21 protein-coding genes are annotated in these 23,046 nt (G+C 75.2%); 13 read left to right on the forward strand and 8 right to left on the reverse strand.

What is annotated here, in order from left to right; translation table 11 throughout:
- Positions 1-185 precede the first annotated feature (185 nt).
- Positions 186-791 carry a DUF2690 domain-containing protein gene (locus ACZ55U_RS17965; RefSeq protein ID WP_465527130.1) on the forward strand — a complete coding sequence of 202 codons (606 nt, stop codon included), beginning with the start codon at positions 186-188 and terminating at the stop codon, positions 789-791.
- 367 nt (positions 792-1,158) lie between these two features.
- Here the strand turns inward: ACZ55U_RS17965 and ACZ55U_RS17970 are convergent, their stop codons facing one another.
- Complete coding sequence (locus ACZ55U_RS17970; protein WP_465527094.1) at positions 1,159-1,638, reverse strand: hypothetical protein; 480 nt, start codon at positions 1,636-1,638, stop codon at positions 1,159-1,161.
- Positions 1,639-1,738: 100 nt separating this feature from the next.
- Positions 1,739-1,915: a hypothetical protein gene (locus ACZ55U_RS17975; protein ID WP_465527095.1), complete on the reverse strand. Its 177-nt coding sequence runs from the start codon at positions 1,913-1,915 to the stop codon at positions 1,739-1,741.
- A 66-nt stretch (positions 1,916-1,981) separates the two neighbouring features.
- Between ACZ55U_RS17975 and ACZ55U_RS17980 the strand changes: the two genes are divergently transcribed.
- Positions 1,982-4,756 carry a DUF7824 domain-containing protein gene (locus tag ACZ55U_RS17980; RefSeq protein ID WP_465527096.1) on the forward strand — a complete coding sequence of 925 codons (2,775 nt, stop codon included), beginning with the start codon at positions 1,982-1,984 and terminating at the stop codon, positions 4,754-4,756.
- A gap of 62 nt (positions 4,757-4,818) precedes the next feature.
- Positions 4,819-5,145 carry a nuclear transport factor 2 family protein gene (locus tag ACZ55U_RS17985; RefSeq protein ID WP_465527097.1) on the forward strand — a complete coding sequence of 109 codons (327 nt, stop codon included), beginning with the start codon at positions 4,819-4,821 and terminating at the stop codon, positions 5,143-5,145.
- A 156-nt stretch (positions 5,146-5,301) separates the two neighbouring features.
- Here the strand turns inward: ACZ55U_RS17985 and ACZ55U_RS17990 are convergent, their stop codons facing one another.
- The gene (locus ACZ55U_RS17990; protein WP_465527098.1) at positions 5,302-5,919 is read right to left on the reverse strand and encodes a TOPRIM nucleotidyl transferase/hydrolase domain-containing protein; all 618 of its coding nucleotides are present in this window, start codon (positions 5,917-5,919) and stop codon (positions 5,302-5,304) included.
- 398 nt (positions 5,920-6,317) lie between these two features.
- Between ACZ55U_RS17990 and ACZ55U_RS17995 the strand changes: the two genes are divergently transcribed.
- The 5 genes from ACZ55U_RS17995 (at position 6,318) to ACZ55U_RS18015 (ending at position 10,946) form a co-directional block, all read left to right on the forward strand.
- Positions 6,318-6,674, forward strand: coding sequence for a beta/gamma crystallin domain-containing protein (locus tag ACZ55U_RS17995; RefSeq protein ID WP_465527099.1), 357 nt, complete (start codon positions 6,318-6,320; stop codon positions 6,672-6,674).
- 275 nt (positions 6,675-6,949) lie between these two features.
- Entirely contained in the window at positions 6,950-7,492 is a 543-nt protein-coding gene (locus tag ACZ55U_RS18000) for an NUDIX hydrolase (RefSeq protein WP_465527100.1), read from the forward strand.
- A gap of 536 nt (positions 7,493-8,028) precedes the next feature.
- Positions 8,029-9,300, forward strand: coding sequence for a hypothetical protein (locus tag ACZ55U_RS18005; protein WP_465527101.1), 1,272 nt, complete (start codon positions 8,029-8,031; stop codon positions 9,298-9,300).
- Positions 9,301-9,510: 210 nt separating this feature from the next.
- The gene (locus ACZ55U_RS18010) at positions 9,511-10,665 is read left to right on the forward strand and encodes an inorganic phosphate transporter (protein WP_465527102.1); all 1,155 of its coding nucleotides are present in this window, start codon (positions 9,511-9,513) and stop codon (positions 10,663-10,665) included.
- Complete coding sequence (locus ACZ55U_RS18015; RefSeq protein ID WP_465527103.1) at positions 10,662-10,946, forward strand: hypothetical protein; 285 nt, start codon at positions 10,662-10,664, stop codon at positions 10,944-10,946. Before ACZ55U_RS18010 ends, ACZ55U_RS18015 begins: the two co-directional genes overlap by 4 nt.
- A 155-nt stretch (positions 10,947-11,101) precedes the next feature.
- Here the strand turns inward: ACZ55U_RS18015 and ACZ55U_RS18020 are convergent, their stop codons facing one another.
- Positions 11,102-11,980, reverse strand: a complete 879-nt coding sequence (locus tag ACZ55U_RS18020; RefSeq protein ID WP_465527104.1) for an alpha/beta hydrolase — start codon at positions 11,978-11,980, stop codon at positions 11,102-11,104.
- 110 nt (positions 11,981-12,090) lie between these two features.
- On the opposite strand from ACZ55U_RS18020, the gene ACZ55U_RS18025 reads away from it, so the two are divergent.
- On the forward strand, positions 12,091-14,040 hold the full coding sequence (locus tag ACZ55U_RS18025) for an AfsR/SARP family transcriptional regulator (protein ID WP_465527105.1): 1,950 nt from the start codon (positions 12,091-12,093) through the stop codon (positions 14,038-14,040).
- A gap of 790 nt (positions 14,041-14,830) precedes the next feature.
- On the opposite strand, the gene ACZ55U_RS18030 is transcribed toward ACZ55U_RS18025, so the two are convergent.
- Genes ACZ55U_RS18030 through ACZ55U_RS18040 form a run of 3 tightly spaced genes read right to left on the reverse strand, consistent with a single transcriptional unit; the run spans position 14,831 to position 18,485 of the window.
- Positions 14,831-16,948, reverse strand: coding sequence for a xanthine dehydrogenase family protein molybdopterin-binding subunit (locus ACZ55U_RS18030; protein ID WP_465527106.1), 2,118 nt, complete (start codon positions 16,946-16,948; stop codon positions 14,831-14,833).
- Positions 16,945-17,949 carry an FAD binding domain-containing protein gene (locus ACZ55U_RS18035; protein WP_465527107.1) on the reverse strand — a complete coding sequence of 335 codons (1,005 nt, stop codon included), beginning with the start codon at positions 17,947-17,949 and terminating at the stop codon, positions 16,945-16,947. The genes ACZ55U_RS18030 and ACZ55U_RS18035 overlap by 4 nt, the downstream gene beginning before the upstream one ends.
- Positions 17,946-18,485 carry a (2Fe-2S)-binding protein gene (locus tag ACZ55U_RS18040; protein ID WP_465527108.1) on the reverse strand — a complete coding sequence of 180 codons (540 nt, stop codon included), beginning with the start codon at positions 18,483-18,485 and terminating at the stop codon, positions 17,946-17,948. The genes ACZ55U_RS18035 and ACZ55U_RS18040 overlap by 4 nt, the downstream gene beginning before the upstream one ends.
- A gap of 365 nt (positions 18,486-18,850) precedes the next feature.
- Between ACZ55U_RS18040 and ACZ55U_RS18045 the strand changes: the two genes are divergently transcribed.
- From ACZ55U_RS18045 to ACZ55U_RS18055, 3 genes are all read left to right on the forward strand, one after another.
- Positions 18,851-19,363, forward strand: a complete 513-nt coding sequence (locus tag ACZ55U_RS18045) for a GNAT family N-acetyltransferase (RefSeq protein ID WP_465527109.1) — start codon at positions 18,851-18,853, stop codon at positions 19,361-19,363.
- 237 nt (positions 19,364-19,600) lie between these two features.
- Positions 19,601-19,948: a VOC family protein gene (locus ACZ55U_RS18050; RefSeq protein ID WP_465527110.1), complete on the forward strand. Its 348-nt coding sequence runs from the start codon at positions 19,601-19,603 to the stop codon at positions 19,946-19,948.
- Positions 19,949-20,170: 222 nt separating this feature from the next.
- Positions 20,171-21,565 carry an erythromycin esterase family protein gene (locus ACZ55U_RS18055; RefSeq protein ID WP_465527111.1) on the forward strand — a complete coding sequence of 465 codons (1,395 nt, stop codon included), beginning with the start codon at positions 20,171-20,173 and terminating at the stop codon, positions 21,563-21,565.
- Between the two features lie 84 nt (positions 21,566-21,649).
- On the opposite strand, the gene ACZ55U_RS18060 is transcribed toward ACZ55U_RS18055, so the two are convergent.
- The gene (locus ACZ55U_RS18060) at positions 21,650-22,516 is read right to left on the reverse strand and encodes an alpha/beta fold hydrolase (RefSeq protein ID WP_465527112.1); all 867 of its coding nucleotides are present in this window, start codon (positions 22,514-22,516) and stop codon (positions 21,650-21,652) included.
- Positions 22,517-22,569: 53 nt separating this feature from the next.
- Here ACZ55U_RS18060 and ACZ55U_RS18065 point away from each other — a divergent pair, with 53 nt between their 5' ends.
- The gene (locus tag ACZ55U_RS18065) at positions 22,570-23,028 is read left to right on the forward strand and encodes a MarR family winged helix-turn-helix transcriptional regulator (protein ID WP_465527113.1); all 459 of its coding nucleotides are present in this window, start codon (positions 22,570-22,572) and stop codon (positions 23,026-23,028) included.
- The last annotated feature ends 18 nt before the right edge of the window (positions 23,029-23,046 follow it).

Here is a 23,046-nt window from a genome sequence, read left to right on the forward strand (position 1 = left end):
ACAGACATGTGGACGGCACGGCGCCGGCGGGGGAGAGGGCAGCGACCGAGGGAGACTTCCGCGTGGGCAGGACTCGTCCGTTGCCGACTGGGTGCGCGATCGGTGGTGGCCCGCCGAGCAGGCCGCGCTGCCGCGGAGTGCCGGTACGCCTGACCCGGTCGATCCACCGTGGCCGTCCACCGTGGATGGCGCGCTCGTGCCCGCATCCGCGCCGTCCGGACCGCGCCCGATGTCCTCTTTCCGGTGAACCTTGCGGTCTTCTCCCCCTGGAACCGGGCGAAAGGCTGTACCTACGTGCTAAGAGCGGTTCCCGCCGGGGCCGCCGACGGAGAGGGGCATCAGCAGTGCGCGCATCGAGCAGGGTCACCGCGCTGGTTCTCTCGGCTGCCGCGGCAGTGGTTCCGCAGCTCGCCGGGCCCGCCGCCACGGCGAGCGCAGGCGCCGCGGGCTGCCACGGCAACGCCTGTGACGGCAAGAGCCCGAAGGCGACGGGATGTGGCTCGGACGCCCAGACGGTTCCGGGGACCGTGACCCACCCGGGGAGCGGCCTGCACCCCCAGGTGTGGCTCCGGTACTCGAAGCGGTGCGACGCGGTCTGGGCGCAGGGCGAGGAGTCGAACGGCTGGACGATCCGGGTGCAGATCGACGGAGGCGCCTCCTACGACGCCCCGACCGTCGCCTCGGGTCCCGCCTTCACCTCCATGGTCGGTGCCGACCACCGGCACCGCGTCGGCATCCTGGACGCCGACGGCCGGTGGTCGTACGGGCAGTGGCACAAGGGCGGTGTGTGACCCGTTGCGCTGATCAGCCGTCGGAGCACGGTGACCAGGGCGCCCCCCCCAGACCCGGTTGAGTCGCTCTTCGGGTGGACCTGGATCAAGCCCCTCGGGAGGGCCCGGCAAGGCCGTCAGAAGGCCCTCTGCCCGCCGTCCGGAGTGTTCCTGGCATCCGCGCCACGATCGAGCGGTCTGTGGCCCTGAGGCCACGCGTCGAGCTCTCCCCGACCCGGTCGGGGAGACCGGCTCCCGCCCCTGACCGGGCGTGAGGCGGATGGCCCGCCGCCTCGCCCCACCTCTCGGCCTTGAGCGCCCTGGCCGGCCGGCCGGCCGGCTGCGCCCGCCGACGCCCTGGCTGACCAGGCACACCCCCCGGCCCCGGTCACGGCGCCGGGCGATCGATGCGCTCCGGGAAGGAGTCGTCCTCGTTCGGGCCGGGCAGGAAGCGGGGCGTCGAGCCGTGCAGGCTGAGGTACCCCTGCACACTCTGCAGGAGCGCGAGGGTGAACCCGTCGGTGGTCGTGGCGTATGCGGCGCGCGGGCCCGAGTCCCGGGGCACCCGGGTGTGCCAGCCGTCCTTCCGCCAGGCGGTCAGCAGGAGGTCGACGCACCGGTCGGAGTCGGCCAGGGCCACACCGGACACCCAGTAGGTGGCGCCGAAGCGCGCCGGGGCGTCGTCGTCCTCCTCGACGTCGGCGAAGTCGTTCCGGAACCGCGCGGTGGCAGCGGGAGCGAAGGCCGCCCGGGGGAGGTCGGGGTGCCTCCGCACCAGGGCCGAGCCGGTGGGCAGGTTCCGGAGCGCTTCGGTGAGGTGCTCCAGCAGCCGCGCGCGGGCTGCCGGACCAGTCGTGCTCGCCTCCATGGCGTCTCGTCCCCTCGCTTCGAGCTGCTTCGATCGATTCGTCGTGGCGGACTGCCGGAGCCCGCCGCCGCCGGTGATCATGCCCACGCAACCGGCGGGCTCACCCCGGACGGAGCATCAGGGCCGGTAGCCGGTAGCCGGTAGCCGGTAGCCGGTAGCCGATCGACGTGGGCGGGCCGCCAAGCCCCGGGGCGCGGACGAGGCGGGCGCCGCAGAAGCCGGTGACGGCGGTGGCGCCGTTGACAGCGAGGCGCGTCAGCAGCCCCAGCTCCGGCATCCACTGCCACTGTCAGTGGGCCGCGCTATGTTCCGGGTCGTCAGCCGAACCGGACGGAGGGGCGTCGTGACCGACCGCACGAACGAGACGATCAGCTGGGACGAGGTGAGGGCGCTCATCGCCGCCCGGATCCCCCAGGGCGTGATCGACCGGCTCTCGCCCGTCCCCGCCGCCGAACTGCGCCATCTGCGAGCCCCGTTGCGCAAGCTCCGCACCGAGCTGGTGCGTGAGCTCTCCTCCGGCGACATCAGCCGCTACAGCGCCGCCTACGACCAGCTCGCCGCCCTCCAGTTCGCCGGCGTGTTCAGCGCCGCCACCCCGGCCGAGGCGCAGGACTGGCTGACCGCCCGCCGCCTGCTCTTCCTCACCTGGCCGCTGCCCGGCGGCGGCTCCACCAACGCCGACGCCCACGCCCTGCTGCTGGCCCTGATCGGCCCGCACCGGGACGCCGCGTTCCAGCGCGAGCTCGCGGTCCGGCTCGCCGAGTGGCTGCCCGCCCGGGGCGACCACGTCCGCTGGTTCCTCGCCCACGGCCTCGCCGTCTGGTCCGGCGCCGAACCGCCCGCCACCGACGGCTACGTGACCGGCTGGGTGCGCCAGGGCGGCATGGCGCGCTACCCCAACCACCGCGAGATCGGCGAGTGGTTCGCCGACCGGGGCCTGCGCGAGCCGGTGCCTCACCACGGCACCCTGCGCTCCTGGCTGCGGGCCCAGCCCCGGCTCGCCGAGTTCGTCCGCCGGCTCTTCGAGGTCCCGGACGTCGGCACCGAGCTCGCCGACCCGTACGCCGCCCGCTCCGGGCCGGACGACGCGTGGCCCACCGCGCTCACCGCCCTGGCGGCCGAAGGCGTGCTCGACCGCGCCGAACTGATCGACCTGTGCCTGGGCCGTCTGCTGCGCGGCGACCGGCCCGGCAACCTGCGCGGGTTCCTCCAGCTGTACGCGGCGCTGGCCCCCGGCGCCGAGGAGGTCCTCGCCCGGGCGGGCGACCACGTGCGACTGGCCGCCGACGGCGCGACGGGCGCCGCCAAGGCCGCCCAGGCAGCCCTGCGGTCCGTGGACGAGCGGCTGCCCGCCGACCAGTTCGCCGAACTCACGGCGGCGATCCTGGCCCGCCCGGAGAAGACGCTCGCCACCACCCAGCTGTCCTGGGCGGACGCCGCGCTGCGCCGGGACCTCGCGGTGGTCGACGTCCTGCTTCCCGCCGTCGCCGAGGCCTTCGCCCACCCGGCCGCCGCCGTCCAGGAACGCGCCCTGGGCCTGGCCGCCCGCCACCTGCCGCACGCCGCCCCTGCCACCGCCGAGGCCGTACGCGAAGCCGCCACCGCCCTCGGCCCGGCCCTCCAGGCCGACGCCCGGCGCCTGCTCGCGCTCCCGGACGCCGTCGCCGCGCCTGTCACCGCCCCGCCTGTTGCCGCCGCCCCCATCGCCACCGCACCGGCGGGGCCCGTAGCGCTGCCGACCGCACCCGCCGGGCCGCTCGACCTCGTGGAGCGGCTCGGGGCCCTGACGGTCGACCGGCTGCCCGACCCCGGCGAGTTCGAGACGGTGCTGGCCGCGCTCGTCGCCGAACACCACCGCGACGCGGCCGCCCTGCGGGCCGCCCTCGCCCCGATCGCCGCACGCCGCGTCGGACACCGGGTCTACCCCGGGGAGGCCCGCCACCTCGGCGGAGCACTCGGCTGCCTGGTCGACACCCTGACCGGACGGCCGCAGGAGTCCGACGCCCACGCGGCCGAACTGCTCGGCCTCCCCGCCCACCTCCGCACTCCCGCCGTGATCCCGGCCCTGCGCGTCCTCGAAGCCGCGCACAGCGTCGCCGACGCCCCGGTGCCGCTGCTGCTCGCCACCCCCACCGCCGGTGACGGCAGCATCGATCCCGCCGTGCTCATCGAACGGCTCGCGGCGTACCGCGCGACCGGCGCCCGCCCCTGGCCCGCCGACCTCGCCCAGGCCCTGCTGCGGACGCCCCCGCAGGCGCTGGAGGCCGTCCGCGCCGAGGCCGCCGCACTCGGCTGCGACCTGCCCACCGACACACCGCCGCCCGCCCCCGACGGGTTCCACACCCAGACCCCGGACCAGCCCGAGCGGATCTCCGGCTACGGCTGGGCCCCGCCCACACTCCCGCGCATCGCCCCGCTGGCCGCCACCGCCGTACCCGCACCCATACCCGACGGCATCACCGGGCTGCTGCACACCCTGCCCGACCCCACCGAGAGCAGCCGCTTCGCGGGCGCGCCGTTGATGTCGCCCGCCGAGATCGTCCAGCTGCCCTGGCTGGCGCCCTGGCACCCCGAGACCGTCGCCGCCCACGGGCTGCCCGCCGCGGTCTCCCAGGCGGCCGCGACGCCCGGCGTCCGGGGCGTCAACCCCCTGCTGCCCCGCTTCGCCGAGGCCCCCGGCGAGTTCGGCCCCACGAGCCACCTGCTGCTCGCCTACGGGCTGACCGCCGCCGGGCCGGAGCAGCGCACCGCCGCGCTGGACGCCCTGCTGGCCCTGACGGCACGCGGTCGGTTGCGCCCGGAGGCGCTCGGCGAGTGGCTCGCGGCGCTCTGGCGCCTGACGGCGGCCAAGCCGAACCGGTTCCTGCCCGTCCTCGCGGACGCCGCGCGCGGCGGTGCGGGCCCGGCGGTGTGGGAGGTGCTCGCGGCGATGGTCACCACTCTCGCCGACGAGCCCGGCCGTCGCGGTCTGGCGGGCGCCCTCACCCTCGCCGCCGAGTGCGCGGCGGCCGAAGGCGTCCGCACCGCCCTGCCCGCCCTCGACGCCCTGGCCGCACCGGCCGCCCCCACCCGCGTCCGGGCGGAGGCGGCGCGCCTGGTCCGGATCCTGACGGCCTGACCACCCCGGTTCACTCCGGTCCACCCTGGACGAGCGAAGGGACATTCCCGCATGATCAACCGATGACCACCCCGGAGACCGTCGTCGAACGGCAGCTCGCCGCCTACAACAGCCACGACCTCGACGCCTTCGCGGCGACGTACGCCCCCGACGTCCGCATCAACCGCCGCGGCGGGGAGAGTCTGCTCGGGCGCGACGCCGTGCGGGAGGCGTACGCCGGCAAGTTCGCCGAGGGCCGCTGCCGGGCCGAGATCGTCGGCCGGCTCACCGAGGGGGACTGGGTGGTGGACCACGAGATCGCGCACGGCATCGCGGACGGGCCCGTTCGTGTGCTGGTGGCCTACCGGGTCCGCGACGGCCTGATCGACCGAGTCGACTTCCTCGGCTGACCGCCGGGCCCGGGCCGCCGTGGCCGAACGGGCCGTCAGCGGCCTTCCGCCAGGGCCCTTCCGTCAGCGGCCTTCCGGGACCGGCGCGCGGGAACCATCACGCAGGACTGGCGCGCGGTACCGGACCGTTCGAAGGAACAGCCCGGTACCCCGCCGTCACAGGTGCAGCAGCAGGCCCCGCAGCGGCGCCGGGACCTGCTCCGGGCCGAGGGCCTCGGTCAGGAGGCGGCCGTAACGGATCTTGCGCCCCGTCTTGGTGCCCAGGAAGCGCCGCATCCGCTGGTGCGCCGGCCGATCCTGCTGGGCGGGCTGACGCACGAAGGTCTGCCAGGCCGCGAGGTCGCCCTCGGCCCGGAGCACCTCCTCAACCCGCGGCACGCCCAGCGCGCGGATGAGTTCGTCCTCCAGGTCCGCCGCGCACACGAAGAAGCCGTCGCGCGGCCCGCCGGCCCGTTCGAGCGCGCGCTCGTAGAAGCCCTGTTCGCCCTCGTCGCACAGCCCGGCCAGGCGCAGGCCCAGCCCCGGCGCCCCGAGCAGGGTGGCGAAGCGGCCGACGCTCATCGCCCCGCCCATCGGGACGACGCACACCCCCTCGGCGGCCAGGTCCCGGCCGTGGCGCGCGGCGAGCGCTTCCACGGCGGCGAGGTCGCTCGGCCCCTCCAGCAGCAACGCCGTCCGCACCCGCAGCAGCCCGGCCAGCTCGTCCGCGGGCTCGCCCGGTCCCCCGGCGGCCCAGCCGATGACCGCCTCCCGGAACGCCTCCATGTCCGCCATGGGGCGATTCTGCCCTCGCCCGGGCCGGCCCGGCCACGGACTTTTCGGCAGGACGCGCGGCCTTGGCCGGGCAGCGCGAAGGGTAAGCCGTGCGCCGCCGGCGCGCCTTCCGAGCCGCGGTGGTGCGACCGGTTCCGCGCCATTCCCCGGCCGACCGGTGCCCTGCGGATATCGGCACTCCGGAGCGCCCGCGCACACCCCACCGGCCCCATCCCTCCCACCGTGCACGGAAGGTTCGGACAGGGATGGCCGGTACGCGGTCAGTGCACGGCGACCGCGGTTGACCGTGTACGGGCCGACGGAGAAGCTGATCGAGCACGACCCAGCCGGATTTGGCAGCAGCGGCCTGGGTTCGTGACCCGGAATCAATTCGCGTGTGATTCGTCCGAGGAGAATCCGTGTTCTCGAAAACGAAGAAGATCGTGAGTTCCCTGGCCACCGCGTTCGCGGCGGCGGCCGTGTTCACCGTGGCCGTCCCGTCGGGCAACGCCTTCGCCATCGACCACGTCCAGTGCGACGGGAACCGCAACGACTTCCTGAAGATCTGGTCGCACCTCAACGGCCGGGACAGCGTCGACTGCTACGCGAACGCCGGCCGGACCTCCTTCGGCAACTGGTGGGTCGACCGGATCTCCACCGGCAACAACGACCTGATCTACTACGACGCCAACGGCGACTCGGTGAAGGTCCCGCGCTGGACCGACATCACCTACCCGAACCGTCCGCCGCTGGTCAAGGAGATCCAGATCCTCTGACTCCGCGCCGACCGGGTCCTGTGTCCTCCCTCCGGAGGGAGAACACAGGACCGTCACGCGGAAACCGGCCGGTTCGCGGATTTCCGGTCGCCCCACGCCCCACAACGCAGATTCGTGAAATTCTCCATTCACACCCGCTCTCCGCGACCGCACCCCGCCCACACCGGGAAATGCCCTGCCCGGGCCTTCCAAACGTTTCGACCGAATTCCAGCGGCGCGGGGTCGGGTTGGCGGAACAGTTATCCACGACCGGCCGGGGCCGTACAGTCCGGACCATGACGAACGGCATCACCACGTCGTGGCGCGAGATCGAACGCACCATCGTGTTCAGCAAGTTCGGCCGGTCCGTGGACCGCGTCGAGTACGAGCTGCCGGACGGGCGGATGGAGGAGTTCTACGTCAAGAGCGAGCGCCCGGCCGGCGCGGTGCTCGCCCTCACCACCGACCGGCAGGTCATCCTGGCCCGGCAGTACCGGCCCGGACCCGGCCAGGTGCTCTACGAGCTTCCCGGCGGCTTCCTCGAACCCGGCGAAGAGGCCCTGGACGCCATCGCACGGGAGTTGCTGGAGGAGACCGGCTACCAGGGCGATGTCCGGGCCGCCGGATCGTACTGGCTGGACGCCTATTCCGACGCCCGTCGCTTCGCCTTCCTCGCCACCGGTTGTGTCAAGGTCGCCGAACCGACCCCCGAGCGCACCGAGTTCATCGACGTCGTCACCCTCGACCTGGCGGAGTTCCGTTCCCATGTGCTCCGCCGTGGCGAGATGACCGACACCGCTGCCGCCTACCTCGCCCTGGACCTGCTGAACCTCCTATGACCGCCCTGGGGCCGGGAGGGCCGCAAGGGCAGCCGCCGATGCCGTGCCGCACCGCATATCGAAGGTGCCGGTGTCGGCCGACACCCACGTCGGCCGCACCCCGACGCTCGGCCGCGCTCGGCCACGCTCGGCCGCGCCCTCGCCCAGCTCACCGTCGCCGGGTTCCGCCGGATCGCCGTGCTCACCGGCACCGACCCCGCCGGCGGCGCCGAAGCCGTCCAGGCCCGTCCCGCACGCCACCGGAGCCGTGAACGGGTGGCGCCGCAGGTCGTCCTCCTCGGCTGCGGACGCGTCCACCCGCCCGGTCAGGCTCCCGGCGATGCCGTACGCCCCACTCGACCGACAGCAGGTCGTTCGATCGATCGCCAGTGTCATTTCCCTCGAACTGGCTTTTCATCGCCTCCGCGTGATGATCCGATCTCGGACAGTGGTGGACGTGTTCCCGACAGCCGCGTCGATCCCCTCAGCGTCCGTCAGCCCACGCGGCCACGCTGTAGCAGCCGCCCTCACAGGTGTGCGAGATGGGAGGGGACACGATGGGCACTGCCCGTCAGGTCGAACTGCTGCGCGCGGAGATCGCGAAGACCTTGCAGGCCGGCCTGGAGGAACTCCGCAACAACACCGACGTTCTGCGTTCCGAACTCACCAAGTCGCTGTCGACCGGGCTGAGCGAGCACCGTGACAGCGCCTTCGGGACGATCGCCAAGGCACAGGAACTGGCCGAGCGCGCGATTCAGGAGAACCGCACGCTCCGCCGACAGCTGGGCACCGCTCGAAGTGAGCTCGCCGCATTGAGGGACACCGCTGGTGCCGCCGGGGACGTGGCCTCGACGGGAACCGGCGGCCATGGGCCGGGAACCCAGCGCGACCCTGCGGTGGCGCCGGTCTCCGAGGAGCCCCGGCCCACAGCCGACGACAGTGCGACCGCTCCGGCCACCGGCCCTGTTCGGGACGGTGTCGAGACCCGGACGGCTGGTCCCGAACCCCGACCGGCACTCCCGTCCGCTCCCGGCCAGGCCGCGGAGCCCGACTGCAAGGAGATCACCGTGACCGAGTCCGCCGCCGACGGCGAGCCCACCGCCCCCTCGGCCCTCAGCGAGGAAGAGGTCCGCCGCATCGCGGCCGAGGTCTACGCCGACCTCCTCCGCGCTCGGCCGACACCCGTCGAGACCGGGGGAGAGGCCGAAGCACCGACGCCGGAGCCGGACGAGGCGGCGCCGGCCGGCCGGCCCGGCGGCCTCACCGAGGACTTCGCCAAGCTGATCGCGGTCCAGCTCGCGGACCGGCTCCGGCCGCGGACGGATCTCACCGAGCCCGAGCTGGAACCGGAATCGGAACCCGCCGCCGAGCCGGCTGTCGCGGAGAACGCCGACGGCCCGGCCGGAGGCGTGTCCGACCTCATCCCGGAGTCGTTCACCTGGCCCACCCACGTCGCCACCCTGCGCAAGGCGGCGGCGGTGAGGACCGTCGCGATCTCCTGCCATTCCGAGACCTGGGACTTCCTCGCCGCGCAGATCGCGGGCACCACCCACTTCTCCGAGCCGGTCAGCGGCAGCGACGAGGACACGGTCCTGTCCGGCCGCAGCGTCATCGCGCTCCTCAACGCCCTGCGAAGGACCGCCTACAACGGCGTCGACGGTCACAGCGGTATCGAGACCTGGGCCTTGGCCGTCACCTGCTACGAGCGCATCGCCGCCGTGGTCAACCGCACCCGGCCCGCGGGCGAGGACGGTGGGAGCGCTCCGCTGATCCAGCCGCGGATCGTCCTCGACGACCGGATCGACGACGGACCGGCCGACGACAACTGATCCGCTGATCCGCTGATCCGCTGATCCGCGAGCGGCGGCTTCGGCCGCGCAGGCCGCCAGGCCGGAGGCCCCGGGCGGTCAGGAAGGTCGGGGGCCCGGGAGCGCAGCCCGCTCCCGGCCCCCGAATCGGGGGAGCGCGGGAGTGCTTCCACGCCCCGTACGGCGCGCTGGTCCGCCCCGGACGGGGACCGGCGGGCTAGGTTCGTGCCCGTGAGCGGCAACGACGTGGTCCTGGCGCTGGTGGTGGTCATCGCGCTGGGCTTCGACTTCACCAACGGATTCCACGACACCGGCAACGCCATGGCGACCTCCATCGTCACCGGCGCCCTCCCGCCGCGCATCGCGGTGGGCGTCTCGGCGGTGCTGAACCTGGTCGGCGCGTTCCTGTCGACGGCGGTCGCCGCGACGATCGCCGGCGGCCTGGTGCACAGCCGGGACGTGACGCTGACGGTGGTCGTGGCCGGGCTGACCGGCGGCATCCTGTGGAACCTGACGACCTGGTACGCGGGGATCCCCTCCAGTTCCTCGCACGCGCTGATCGGCGGCGTGGTCGGGGCGACGATGGCGGCGGCCGGCGCCTCGGCCGTCAAGTGGCAGGGCCTGGTGGCCAAGGTGATCGTGCCGGCCGCCCTGTCACCGGTCATCGCCGCCCTGGTCGCCGCGCTCGGCACCCGCCTCGTCTACCACCTCACCCGCGAGGTCGCCGAGGACGCGCGCACCCGCGGGTTCCGGCTGGGCCAGGTCGGCTCGGCCTGCATGGTCTCGCTCGCCCACGGCACCAACGACGCCCAGAAGACCATGGGCGTCATCACCCTGGCCCTGATCGCCGACGGAGCGCTGAGCAGCGGGGCGAGGGCCCCGGCATGGGTGATCGCCTCCTGCGCCGCGGCCATCGCCCTGGGTACCTACGTCGGCGGCTGGCGGGTGATCAGGGCGCTGGGCAAGGGGCTGGTGGAGATCGAACCGCCGCAGGGGATGGCCGGAGAGTCGGCCTCGGCCGCGGTCATCCTCTCCTCCGCCGACTTCGGCTACTCCCTCTCCACCACCCACGTCGCCACCGGGTCGATCCTCGGCACGGGGATCGGCAGGAAGGGCGCGACCGTACGGTGGACCATCGCCCGCCGGATGGTGGTGGCCTGGCTGCTGACCCTCCCGGCCGCGGCCCTGGTCGGGGCGCTGGCCTACTGGGCCGCCCACGGGATCGGCGGCACCGGCGGCGTGGTGGCCGTCTTCGCCGTCCTGGTGGTGGCCTCGGTCGCCTTCTACGCGGCCTCCCGCCACCCGGCCGTGACCCCGGAGAACGTCAACGCCGCGTGGACCGGGTCGGTCGTCCCGGAGACCGCCCCCGACGAGGTGACCCGATGAGCTCCTGGATCGACCCGAACGCGCTCTGGAAGATCGTCGTGGTCGGCATCCTCGCCGGCGCCGGCCTGCCCGCGCTGTTCGCCGTCGGCGTGCGCGCTCTCAACCCCCCGGCCACCCCCGACGTCCCGGCCACCCCCGACAGGCCACCGGCCCCGGGCCGGCCCGGGGCCGGTGGCCGCCCCACCCCCGGCGCACCCGGCTACGCCGTCGCCACGCTGTGCTTCGCCGTGGTCCTCGCCGCGATCGGCTGGGGCATCTCCGTCATCGTCACCCACAGCTGAACGGTCATCGTCACCCGCAGCTGAGCGCACGCCCGTACGCCCCGGCGCTGTCCGGCCCGCTGCCCACCGCCGGCCGAACGGCGAGCCGACCGCCGGCACCCCCGGGCGCGCGGAACGGAGCCCGGTCCGCCCGGCGCACCCGGGGGAGCGGAGGCTCAGCGGGCCAGCAGGTCCCGGATCGCCGCCGCGATCTCCTCGGGCGCCTCCTCGGCCATGAAGTGCCCCGCCCGGGTCAGCCGGTGGTCCAGGTCCGGCGCCCACGCCCTCCACACCCCGGCCGCGTCGTAGCCCAGCTGCGCCCCCCAGTCCTGCTGGACGACCGTCACGGGCATGGCCAGCCGCGACCCGGCGTCCAGGTCCGCCTGGTCGTGCACCACGTCGATGCCCGCCGAGGCCCGGTAGTCCGCGACGATCGACGGCACCGCCGCGGCGCTCGCCCGCAGGTACTCCGCCCGTACGTCCGCCGGCATGGCGGCCCGGTCGCCGGCCCAGGCGTCGAGGAACGAACCGAAGAAGGCGTCCGCGCTGTTGGCGATCATCGTCTCCGGCAGGCCCGGCGGCTGCGCCATCAGGAACAGGTGGTAGCCGACCGCCGCCGGCACGCCGTGCAGCACGTTCCACATGTCGAGCGTCGGCACGACGTCGAGAATGCCGAGATGGGTGACGGTCCCGGGGTGGTCCAGCCCCGCCCGGAAGGCGACCAGGGCGCCCCGGTCGTGGCCGACGAGGGCGAAGCGCTCGTGGCCGAGCGCCGCCGCCAGGGCCACGACGTCGGCGGCCATGGTGCGCTTCGCGTACACCTCGGGGCCGGTGGCCGCCGGCTTGTCGCTGGCGCCGTAGCCCCGCAGGTCGGGGCAGATCACCGTGTGCTCGCCGGCGAGCCGCCCGGCGACGTGCCGCCACATCAGGTGGGTCTGGGGGAAGCCGTGCAGCAGCACGACCGGGCTGCCGCTGCCGCCGACGGCGGCGGCCAGCTCCACACCGTCCGCACCGGGCAGGCGGACGTGGTCGAAACCGGGAACAGTGAGCGTCATGGGAGAACGTCCTTTCGAGTCGGGGACCGACCGGGCCAGCCTGGACGACGGCGATCAGCATCCGATCAGTACGGTTGGGCGCGGTCGGCCCCGGCACGCAGGATGGAGGCATGCGAATCGACGTGCTGGGAGCCGTACGGGCCCTGCGTGACGACGGAAGCCCCGTCGACCTGGGCGGCCCCCGCCACCGGGAGGTGCTCGCCCGGCTCGTCGCCGCCGAGGGGCGGATGGTCACCACCGACACCCTGGTCGACGACCTGTGGACCGACCCGCCGGCCCGCGCCGTCGGCGCCCTGCGCACCTTCGTCGCCGCGCTGCGCCGCGCCCTCGAACCCGACCGGCCGCCGCGCACCCCACCGCGCGTACTCGTCACCGAAGGCCCCGGCTACGCGCTGCGCCTGCCGCGCGAGGCCGTGGACGTCCACCGCTTCCAGGACGCCCTGGCCCGCGCCCGGCGCGACCCGGGCGCGGTGGGCGACCTCGGCGCGGTACTCGCGGCCTGGCGCGGGCCCGCCTACGCCGACGTGACCGGCTCCGCGTGGGCGCAGCGCGAGCGGGCCCGGCTGGAGGAGTGGCGGCTGGAAGCGGTGGAACTGCGCGCCCGCCTCCTCCTCGACTCCGGGGAAGGGGCCGACCTGGTCGCCGAACTGGGTGCCCACGTCGCCGAACACCCGTGGCGCGAGCCGGCCTGGGGGCTGCTCGCCAGGGCGCTGCACCGCGCCGGGCGCCAGGCCGACGCGCTGGCCGCCCTGCGCCGCGCCCGCGCGATGCTCGCCGACCAGCTCGGGCTGGACCCCGGCACGGAACTCCGGCGGCTGGAGACGGAGATCCTCAGCGGCGCCGCGCCTCCCGAGGGCGTCGTGTGGAGCGGGTCCGGCGTCCGGCTGGGCCCGCGCACCACCGTGGACCTGGCCCGCACCCTCGCACTGGCCGGCGGCGACGCCCTCGTGAGTTCGCGGCGCGAGCGCCTCGCCGCCGTCCGGGCGGCCGAGCGCACGGGAGACCTCCGGCTGACCGCCCGGATCATCGGCGCCTACGACGTGCCCGCCCTGTGGAGCCGGGCCGACGACCCCGAGCAGTCCCGCGCCGTCGTCGCCGCCGCCGAACGCACCCTCGCCGCGCTCGGCCCCGACGGCCCCGCCGACCTGCGCGCCCGCCTCCTGGCCACGATCGCCGTCGAGAGCCGCAGCGGCGACCTGTCCGGGGCGGAGCGGGAGCGCGCGCTGCGGGCGGCCCGGCGGGCGGAGGCGCTCGCGCGGGAGCTCGCCGATCCCGCCCTGCTGGCGTTCGCCCTCAACGGGGTGTTCCTCCAGACCTTCACCCGCTGCGGGCTCGCGGCCGAACGGGACGCGGTCGGCGCCGAGATCCTCGACCTGGCCACCCGTCACGACCTGCCGGACTTCGCCGTCCTCGGACGACTCGTCCGCCTGCAGTGCGCCTCGGCCCTCGGCGACCTCGACGCCGCGGCCGCGCACGCCGAGGCCGCCGAACGGCTCGCCGCCACCACCGAGGCGCCCCTCGTCCCCGTCCTCACGGGGTGGTTGCGGGCCCGGATCACGGCCGCCCGCAGCGCCGAACCCGCAGAACCCGGCGAACCCGGCGGACCGGGCGCGGCCGCGGCCGCCCAGCAGTACCGGGCCGCCGAGGACGCCCTGCGGACGGCCGGCATGCCGGGGCTGCACCGGGGCCTGTTCCCGCTCGCCCTCCTGGGGCTGCGGCTGCTGCACGACCGGCCCGCCCCCACCGACCCGCGCCTGGACTGGGGGCCGTACCGGCCGTGGGCGCACCCCCTGGTGCTGCTCGCCCAGGACCGGGCCGAACAGGCCCGGGCCGCCCTCGCCGCGGCGCCCGAGCCGCCGCACGACCACCTCCAGGAGGCGATGTGGTGCCTGACGGCCCGCGCCGCCGTGCTCCTCGGGGAGCGCGCGATCGCCGCGCGCGCCGGGGCCGCCCTGCGCGACGCCCGTACGGAGCACGCGGGCGCGGGCAGCGGCATGCTGACCCTGGGTCCGGTGGCGCGATACCTGGCGGAGGCGGAGGCACTCGCCGCGGCCGGGTGAGCGCCGGCGGTGATCATCCGACCGGTGGCCAGGCGGGGCAAGGGCGGTGCCGCGTCCTTCCGGTCCACGGGTTCCCCTCGCGCCCGGCCGCCGGTGTGTGGTCGTCACGGTGGCCGGGCTCTGAGCCATCGGCAGTGGGCCCGGACGGCGGCCCCGAGGGGATGGGGTGGGATGCCGTCCGGGCCGCTCCCTGCCGACCCGCTCCTCGTCTCACCCCGATCCGGCGGGCCAAACCCGCGAACCGCTTCCACCGGGCTCCGCCCCCCGGGTGCCCGGCATGGGCACCCGCCGTCGGGACACGCGGCCGACGTCATGAAAGGCCGGTAACGAGCCGAACCGGAGAAGGCCATGACGACCCCTTGGGTTCTGGTCGCGGAGCCGGGTGGCGGGACCGCGGGCGAAGCTCTCCCTGCCGGGCCGTCAGTCCGGGCCGCTGCGCCCGACCGTCGTCCTCGCCGGGGGTGGCCGGCGCCGTGCTCGGCAACGCCGCGGCCTTCTCCCTCGACGTGCGGCACACCGGCGGGATCGACCGGATCCGGCATCCGCCCGCAGGCCGGCGCGAGCGGCCGTGCTGATCACGCCGGTGTCGCCCGCCTGCGCGGGACAGCGGCCGTGACCGTGCCCCGGACGGGAGGCGAGGGCCTGGGCGAGGCGGAGCCCGAGCGAACCCCACGGGGGGCGAGGGACGCGAGCGGGCCGGGCCCACTCGCGCCGCTCGCCGGGGCCTCCACGTCCCTCAGAGGCCTCCACGTCCTTCGGTGGTGAGCAGCCAAGGCCCACCCCCGGGGCGTCACCGCTCGTCCCGCTCCTCCAGCGCGTGCAGGAGCTTGTCCAGCGTGATCGGCAGGTCCCGGACCCGCACCCCACAGGCGTGCCACACCGCGTTCGACACGGCGGCGGCCGTCCCGACGATGCCGATCTCCCCGATGCCCTTGGACCCCATGGCGTTGACGTGGGGATCGTGCTCGTCGAGCCAGACCGCCTCGATGTCGTCCACGTCCGCGTTCGCCGCGATGTGGTACTCGGCGAGGTCGTGGTTGACCACGTGGCCGGTCCGCGGGTCGAGCACCCCGTTCTCGTGCAGGGCCATGGACAGCCCCATCGTCATCCCGCCGACGAACTGGGAGCGCGCCGTGCGGGGGTTGATGATCCGGCCCGCGGCGAACACGCCCAGCAGGCGCGGCACCCGCACCTCGCCGGTGTCCACGTGGACGTGCGCCTCGGCGAACTGCGCCCCGAAGGCGTGCATCGCGAACCGCCGGTCAGCCGGCCCGACGCTGCCGCAGGCGTGCGCCCCGTCCGGCGGCTCGGCCCCGTACCGGTCGCGCAGGGCGCGCGCGGCCTCGACGACGGCCGAGCCCCATGTCGTCATGCCCGAGGAGCCCCCGGCCACCGACGCCACCGGGTAGTCGGTGTCGCCGATCCGCACCTCCACCCGCTCCACCGGCACGCCGAGCGCGTCCGCGGCGATCTGCGCCAGCGTCGTCCAGGTACCGGTCCCGAGGTCGGCCGCACCGATCTCGGCCACGTAGCCCCCGCCCTCGCGCCGGATCGTCGCCGTCGACTTCGGCATCCGGCTGACCGGGTAGGTGGAGGCCGCCACCCCCGTGCCCACCAGCCAGTCGCCGCGGCGGCGCACGCCCGGCCGAGGATCGCGCCGCGACCAGTCGAAGCGCGCCGCCCCCTCCCGCAGGCAGCCGACCAGGCCGCGGCTGGAGAACGGCTTGCCCGAGCCGGGCTCGACGGCGGGCTCGTTGCGGATCCGCAGGTCGACCGGGTCCAGGGCGAGGCGCTCGGCCAGCTCGTCCATCGCCACCTCGGGGCCGAACATCCCGGGGCACTCGCCCGGGGCGCGCATCCAGGACGGCACCGGCACGTCGAGGGCGGCCAGCCGGTGGGTGGTGCGCCGGTTCGGCGAGGCGTACATCATGCGCGCGGGGACGCCGGTCTGCTCCGCGAACTCCTTGATGCGCGACGTCTGTTCGACGACATCGACGGCGACGGCGGTGAGCCTGCCGTCCCGGTCGGCCGCGAGGCGGCAGCGCTGGATGGTCGGGGTGCGGTAACCGGTCAGGTCGAACATCTGCCGGCGGGTCAGCGCCAGCCGCACCGGACGGCCGGGCAGCGCCCTCGCGGCCAGCGCGGCGAGCACCACGTTGACGTGCGGCTCCCCCTTGGAGCCGAACCCGCCCCCGACGTACGGGCAGACCACCCGCACCCGCGCCTCGTCGAGACCGAACACCGACGCCACGGCGGAGCGCGTCGAGTGGACGCCCTGGGTGGAGTCCCACAGGGTGAGGAACCCTTCGCCGGACGGGTCCCACAGGGCCGCCGTGGCGTGCGGCTCCATCGGGTTGTTGTGGTAACGCGCGGTGCTGTACGTCTCGTCGACGCTCACCTGGGCCCGTGCCATCGCGGCGTCCACGTCGCCCTCGGCGGTGTCGGTGGGGAAGTCCGGGTTCACCCGCTCCGGCGCGTACAGGTCCCCGCGGTCGGCGCGCAGTTCGACGTCGTGCGCCCGCTGCGCGTAGCCGACCCGGACGAGGGCGGCGCCGTGCCTCGCCACCTCGGAGGTTTCGGCGACGACCACGGCGACGACCTGGCCGCGGAAGGCGACCTCCGCGTCCTGGAGGACCGCCAGCTCCCGGTTCTCGGTGGACGCCAGGCGCTCCGCGTTGCCGTGGGTGAGCACCGCGACCACGCCGTCGAGCGCCTCGGCCGCGGCGGTGTCCAGCTCCGTGACCCGCCCCCGGGCGACGGTGGCCCGGACGACGTGCAGGTGGGCGGCGTCCGCCAGCGGGGTCTCGTGGGCGTAGGTGGCGGTGCCCAGGACCTTGACGGCGCCGTCCCGGCGGGGCAGGTCGCGGCCGACGGCGGCCGGCTCGTCCGGCTCGTCCGGGAACGTCACGGGGTGTCCTCTCCGGCCAGGCCGCGCAGGGTCGCGGCGAGGGTGCGGCGCAGCAGGGGGATCTTGAAGGCGTTGCCGCCGTCCAGCCCCTCGGCGGGCCGGGCGGCGGCGAGTTCCGCGTCCGCGGCGGCCCGGAAGGCGGTCTGCGTGGCGGGGGCGCCCCGCAGCGCCTCCTCGGCCCGGTACGCGCGCCAGGGCGCGTGCGCCACGCCGCCGAACGCGACCCGGGCGTCCACCACCACCCCGTCCCGGACGTCGAGCGCCGCCGCGACGCTGACCAGCGCGAACGCGTACGAGGCCCGGTCGCGGACCTTGCGGTAGGCCGAGCGGCGGGCGATCGGCAGCGCCGGCAGGTCGATCGCGGTGATCAGCTCGCCGTGTTCGAGCACCGTGTCGCGTTCGGGGGCGTCGCCGGGCAGCCGGTGCAGGTCGACGAAGGGGACGGTGCGCTCCCCGCCCGGGCCCAGCACCCGCACCCGCGCCCCGAGGGCGGCCAGCGCCACCGCCAGGTCGGAGGGATGGACGGCGATGCAGTGCTCGGACGCGCCGAGGATCGCGTGGTTGCGGGTCCACCCGCCGATCGCGGAGCAGCCCGAGCCCGGCTCCCGCTTGTTGCACGGGGTCGTGACGTCCTGGAAGTAGACGCAGCGGGTGCGCTGCAGGGGGTTGCCGCCGGTGGTGGCCATGTTGCGCAGCTGCCCCGAGGCCCCCGACAGCAGCGCCTGCGACAGCACCGGGAACCACTCGCGCACCCGGGGGTGGGCGGCGAGGGCGCTGTTGCTCACTCCCGCGCCGATCCGCAGGGCGCCCTCCCCGAGCTCCTCGACGCCGGTCGGCAGCACACCGCTGACGTCGACGACCAGGGAGGGCCGTGCGACGCCCAGTTTGAGGTGGTCCACCAGGTTCGTCCCGCCGCCGAGGAAGACCGCGTCCGGATCGGCGGCGACGCGGCGCACGGCGGTGGCGGCGTCGGCGGGACGGAGGTAGTCGAACGGCTTCACCCGGACACCTCCCGCCCGGCGGCCCGCCGGGCCGGGGGCTGTCCGGCCGCCCGCAGCACGGCGGTGACGATGTTGACGTAGGCCGCGCAGCGGCAGAGGTTGCCGCTCATCCGCTCGGCCACTTCGGCGCGTTCCAGCCGCGGGGCGTCCGGGCCCCGGGTGACGGCGCTCGGCCAGCCCTGCGCCAACTCGTCGAGCACCCCGACCGCGGAGACCACCTGCCCGGGGGTGCAGTAGCCGCACTGGAGCGCGTCGCAGTCGACGAACGCCTGCTGCACCGGGTGCAGGCCGCCGTCGGCGAGCCCCTGCGCGGTGACGACGTCGGCGCCGTCCTGGGTGACCGCGAGGGTGAGGCAGCCCAGCACGCGCCGTCCGCCGGACAGCACGGTGCAGGCGCCGCACTGCCCGTGGTCGCACCCCTTCTTCGGGCTCGTCACTCCGAGCCGTTCCCGCAGCGCGTCGAGCAGCGTCGTGCGGGTGTCGACGGTCAGCCGGCGTTCGGTGCCGTCGACCCGTACGGTGATGTCCCTCTCCACCGGACCAGGGTTCCCCCGGCCCGGCCGCGCGCACACGGCGCGCGGCGCCCCGTCACACCGGCGGCGGCAGCCCGGCGCTCCCGCGCCCGCCGTGCGAGGGGGAGCGGCGCCGCGGCTCCCGGACGCCGGACCCGGCCGCCCCGCCGGTCCCGCCGATCCGAGAGCGGATCCGGACGGCGGACCCCGGGGGGTGTGGGGCCGCCGTCCGGACCGTGCACTGCCCGTGCGGCCCTCTTCTGACCCGGATCCGGCGGGCCAAACACCCCGTCTTCCGCGGCCCGCCGCCGGGGCCGGACGGTGCGGCGGGCCCGGGGCCGGCGGAAAACCGTGCGACAACGGACGACCCCGCTCCTACACTCCCGGGCATGATCCGTGCTGCGGTGGTGGAGGACGCGTCGGCGATCGGCGAGCTGAAGGTGAGGTCCTGGCGGGCGGCGTACGGGGGGTTCATGAGCCCCGCGTACCTCGACGGGCTGGATCCGGCCGAGGAACGGGCGGACTGGGCCGAGTACCTGGCCGACCTCCCGGACGGGCACCGGCTGTGGGTCGCCGAGGAGGACGGCGCCGTGGCCGGCTTCTGCCGCACCGGGCCGGCCGACGGCGACCCGGACCTCGGTGGCGAGGCGGCGGAGGTCTACGGCCTCTACATCGAGCCGGGCCGTATCGGCACGGGCCTGGGCGCGCGCCTGTTCGGCCACGCGGTCGCCGACCTGGAGGCACGGGCCCGCCGGCCGCTGTGCGTGTACGCCTACGCGCCCAACACCTCCGCCATCCGCTTCTACGAGCGGGCCGGTTTCGTGCGGGACGGCACCACCCGCCTCGACGAGGAGGAGGACGGTACGGCCATCGCCGAGGTGCGGCTGCTCAAGCACGCGTAGGCCGGGAGCGGGCGGCCACCCGGGCCGGAGCGGCCCGGGACCGGCGCTGTCGGTCCCTGGTGCGAACGTGTCCGGAGGGGCTTGCGCGGGCGGGGGGCTTGCGCGGACGGGGGAGCGGTGCGATGACGGGCTGGGCCGGTGTCACCTGGGAGAGGCGGCGAGTGCGTGCGGCACCGGGCGGGCCGTAGTACCCCTGGGAAGACCCGAAGACGGATCCGTTCACCTGTGGAGTCATCGATGGCCGTTCGCCGTGTCGTGCCCAACATCCGGTCGCAGGCCGCCGAGGAGAGCCGGGAGTTCTACGGACTGCTGGGCTTCGAGGAGGTCATGAACCACGGCTGGATCATGACGCTCGCCTCCCCGTCCAGCCCGGCGGCGCAGATCAGCGTGATGACCGCCGACCGGACCGCGCCCGTCGCCCCCGACCTCAGCGTCGAGGTGGACGACGTGGACGCGGCCTACGCGGCGATGCGGGCGAGCGGTGCGGAGATCGTCCACCCCTTGCAGGACGAGGAGTGGGGCGTGCGGCGCTTCTTCGTCCGCGACCCCAACGGACGGGTGGTCAACGTGCTGGGCCACCTCTGACGGCCCGTCCCGCGCGCCGGGCGCGCGGCGCGCGGGCGTCGGTGCCCTAACGCACGGCGGGCCCCCGTCGGCCGGGGGGACTGCCACCGGATTCGGGCGGAGGGCCGCCCCCCGGCGAGGACGGTGGCCCTCCCCAGGGCGCCGCGGGCCCCGCCGAGGTGAAGATCGACTCGATGAACGCCGAGGTGGTCGGCGTTCCTTCGAGTCGAGGTGATCACAACGATGGCAGGCAACGAGCGGATCGCGCGGCGCGGGCTGCTGGCGGCGACGGCGGCGGTGGCCGCCGCCGTGCTGGTCCCGGTGGCGGCGGTCGCCGCGCCGGCGGGCACGGGCGTGACGGGCACGGGCGCCACGGAAGCGGCGCGGCGCTCCGCCGTGGTGCGCGCGCTGGAGAGCGTCGCCCAGCCGCTGCGGACGACGGAACCCGGCGGCGGCACCGCCGACCTGCGGGCCCTGGGCTCGATGATCGGCGACGCCGAGGTGGTCGGCGTCGGCGAGGCCACCCACGGCTCGCACGAGTTCTTCGCGATGAAGCAGCGGCTGTTCCGCCACCTCGTCGAGGAGAAGGGCTTCACCACCTTCGCCCTGGAGACGAGCTGGAGCAGCGGCCTGGAGATCGACGAGTACGTCCAGGGCGGACCGGGCGACGCGCGGCAGGTCGTCAAGGACGCCCTGGGCGGCAGCCCGTGGGACCGCGAGGAGTTCGCCGACCTGATCGCCTGGATGCGGGCCCACAACCGGAGCCACCCGCGCAATCCGGTCCACTTCGTGGGGGACGACCTCGGCCTCCCGAGGCTCGGCGACCGGATGTTCGATCGGGTCACCTCCTACGTGCGCGGAGCGCGCCCCGACCTGCTCCCGCAGCTCGACGGACTCTACGCGGGCCTGCGGCCGTTCGACGACGTCCTCGCCTACCTGGGGAAGCCGCTCGCCGAGCGCCGGGACAACGCTGCCAAGGCGCGGCAGGCCCTCGACCTGGTCACCGCGAGCGGTGGTGGCGGTGCCGGCACCGGTGCCTCCGGCGACGACGCCCACGCGTGGGCCGTGCAGCACGCCCGGAACATCGCCGAGACCTTCGCCTTCGCGACCCTGGACACCGGCGACCCGGCCTCGGTGGCCGCCGCGGAGCAGCTGCGCGACCGGGCGATGGCGGACAGCACCGCGTGGTGGCAGCGCCGCACCGGCGGCAAGGTGATGGTGTCGGCGCACAACGGGCACGCCGGCTACCTGGCCACCGACAGCCTCCTGTACCCCAAGCCGCAGGGCTCCTGGCTGCGCGAGGCCTACGGTCGCGACTACGTGGCCATCGGCTTCACCTTCGACCGCGGCTCCTTCCTCACCAACGACGCGGTCCTGACCGACGACTGGAAGGCCGTCACCGTCCCGGCGGCGACGCCGGACATGAACGAGTACACCCTCGACCAGGTCCGCCACCGGGACTACTACGTCGACCTGCGCACCGCTCCCGGGGCGGCCCGCGACTGGCTGGACGTCAGCCGCCCGACCCACGAGGCGGGCTCGGTCTACGTCAGCGACCCGATGCCGCGGCTCGCGATCGGCCGGGCCTACGACGTCCTGATCCACCTGAACCAGGTCACCCAGGCGCGTAAGTTCTGACCGCCCGCTCAACGGCCGCCCGCCGTCCACCGCCCGCGCGCCGTCCACCGCCCGCGCGGCGGGCGGCGGGCGGCCGTCGGCCGCTCAGCCCGCCGTGGTGGCGGCGAAGTCGCGGATCAGCGCCCAGACCTCGGCGGGCCGCTCCTCCTGGGCGAAGTGCCCGGCGTCGGCCACCACCGCCGTGCTCAGGTCCTCGACCCCGGCCTCGCGCAGGCCCCGGGCGTAGTCGCGGATGTCGCCGCCCTCGCCGTCGCCGCGCACGTACAGCAGCGGTGTCCCGACCGGGCCGGCGGCGGCGAACGCGGCGTTGTCCCGGGCGTCCCGCTCGAAGGCCCGGTACAGGTCGAAGCCCGCGGTGAGCGCCTCCCGGCTGCCGTAGGCGGCGGCGTGGGCGGCCCGGGACTCGGCGGTGATCCGCCGGGGATCGGCGGACAGGACGTCGTAGAAGTAGTCGAAGTACGCCGCCTGGCGCCCCTGGACGAGGGTTTCGGGCAGGTCCGGGACGGTGTGCAGCCCGAAGTGCCAGATGTGGGGGTTGCGCAGGACGTCGTCCCACGGGGCGACGCCGGGGACGACGGTGTTCATGATGACGACGCGGTCCACGTCGGTGAACTGCCGCAGGTAGGCGTAGGCCGCCATCCCCCCGGCGTCGTGGCCGACCAGGGTGGCGCCGGTGAGGCCGAGCTCCCGCACCAGGGCGTGGACCGTCCGCGCCAGCCGGAGCTTCGATCCGCCGCCGACCGCCCGGGTGGATCCGCCGATGCCCGGCAGGTCGATCGTGATGATCCGGGCCTCGTCCCGGGCGGCCTCCATCACCCCCAGCCAGGTGCGCCACGACTCCGGCCAGCCGTGCAGGAACAGGAACGGCCGGCCCTCGGGAGCGCCGGACTCCACGACGTGGAGCGGGACGCCGTCGGCCACCACGGTCGAGTGGCGCGGATCAGTAGACATGATTCATGTCTACCAAACGACATGTGGCATGTCTATTGCCCTAGGATGCGTCCATGAGCGGTGACCACGACCGGCCGGCCTTCGAACGGGGCACCGGCTTCCTGCTGGCGCGGCTGGGCTCCCTCACGGCGCGCTCCTGGACGGCCTTCCTCGGCGAACACCGGCTGACCCAGGCCCAGTACGCCGTGCTGGTCGCCCTCGGACGGCACGGCGCGGTCGGGCAGCGGCGCCTGGCGGAACTCGTCGCCATGGACGCCCGCAACATCGTCCCCGTCCTCGACCAGCTGGCGGAGCGGCGGCTGGTCGAACGCCGCCCCCACGACACCGATCGCCGCCGCCGCGTCGTCGTCCTCACCGACGGGGGATCCGCCCTCGTCGGGTCGATCGCCTCGGCGGCGGCGGCCGAGCAGAACCGGTTCCTCGCCGCCCTGACCGGGACCGAGCGCGAGCAGCTCAACCTCCTGCTCCAGCGGCTCTACGCCGCGCACGTCCCCGGCGCCGACCAGGCCTGAAGGCCCGGCGGCGCCGGG

The organism is Kitasatospora sp. NPDC034533, from assembly GCF_055575155.1.

Excerpts from the sequence above, each read along its gene's own strand:
- ACZ55U_RS17965 (WP_465527130.1), top strand. The coding sequence starts at position 186 with ATGGCGCGCTCGTGCCCGCATCCGCGCCGTCCGGACCGCGCCCGATGT.
- ACZ55U_RS17970 (WP_465527094.1), bottom strand. The coding sequence starts at position 1,638 with ATGGAGGCGAGCACGACTGGTCCGGCAGCCCGCGCGCGGCTGCTGGAG.
- ACZ55U_RS17975 (WP_465527095.1), bottom strand. The coding sequence starts at position 1,915 with ATGCCGGAGCTGGGGCTGCTGACGCGCCTCGCTGTCAACGGCGCCACC.
- ACZ55U_RS17985 (WP_465527097.1), top strand. The coding sequence starts at position 4,819 with ATGACCACCCCGGAGACCGTCGTCGAACGGCAGCTCGCCGCCTACAAC.
- ACZ55U_RS17990 (WP_465527098.1), bottom strand. The coding sequence starts at position 5,919 with ATGGCGGACATGGAGGCGTTCCGGGAGGCGGTCATCGGCTGGGCCGCC.
- ACZ55U_RS18000 (WP_465527100.1), top strand. The coding sequence starts at position 6,950 with ATGACGAACGGCATCACCACGTCGTGGCGCGAGATCGAACGCACCATC.
- ACZ55U_RS18005 (WP_465527101.1), top strand. The coding sequence starts at position 8,029 with ATGGGCACTGCCCGTCAGGTCGAACTGCTGCGCGCGGAGATCGCGAAG.
- ACZ55U_RS18015 (WP_465527103.1), top strand. The coding sequence starts at position 10,662 with ATGAGCTCCTGGATCGACCCGAACGCGCTCTGGAAGATCGTCGTGGTC.
- ACZ55U_RS18020 (WP_465527104.1), bottom strand. The coding sequence starts at position 11,980 with ATGACGCTCACTGTTCCCGGTTTCGACCACGTCCGCCTGCCCGGTGCG.
- ACZ55U_RS18025 (WP_465527105.1), top strand. The coding sequence starts at position 12,091 with ATGCGAATCGACGTGCTGGGAGCCGTACGGGCCCTGCGTGACGACGGA.
- ACZ55U_RS18045 (WP_465527109.1), top strand. The coding sequence starts at position 18,851 with ATGATCCGTGCTGCGGTGGTGGAGGACGCGTCGGCGATCGGCGAGCTG.
- ACZ55U_RS18050 (WP_465527110.1), top strand. The coding sequence starts at position 19,601 with ATGGCCGTTCGCCGTGTCGTGCCCAACATCCGGTCGCAGGCCGCCGAG.
- ACZ55U_RS18055 (WP_465527111.1), top strand. The coding sequence starts at position 20,171 with ATGGCAGGCAACGAGCGGATCGCGCGGCGCGGGCTGCTGGCGGCGACG.
- ACZ55U_RS18060 (WP_465527112.1), bottom strand. The coding sequence starts at position 22,516 with ATGTCTACTGATCCGCGCCACTCGACCGTGGTGGCCGACGGCGTCCCG.
- ACZ55U_RS18065 (WP_465527113.1), top strand. The coding sequence starts at position 22,570 with ATGAGCGGTGACCACGACCGGCCGGCCTTCGAACGGGGCACCGGCTTC.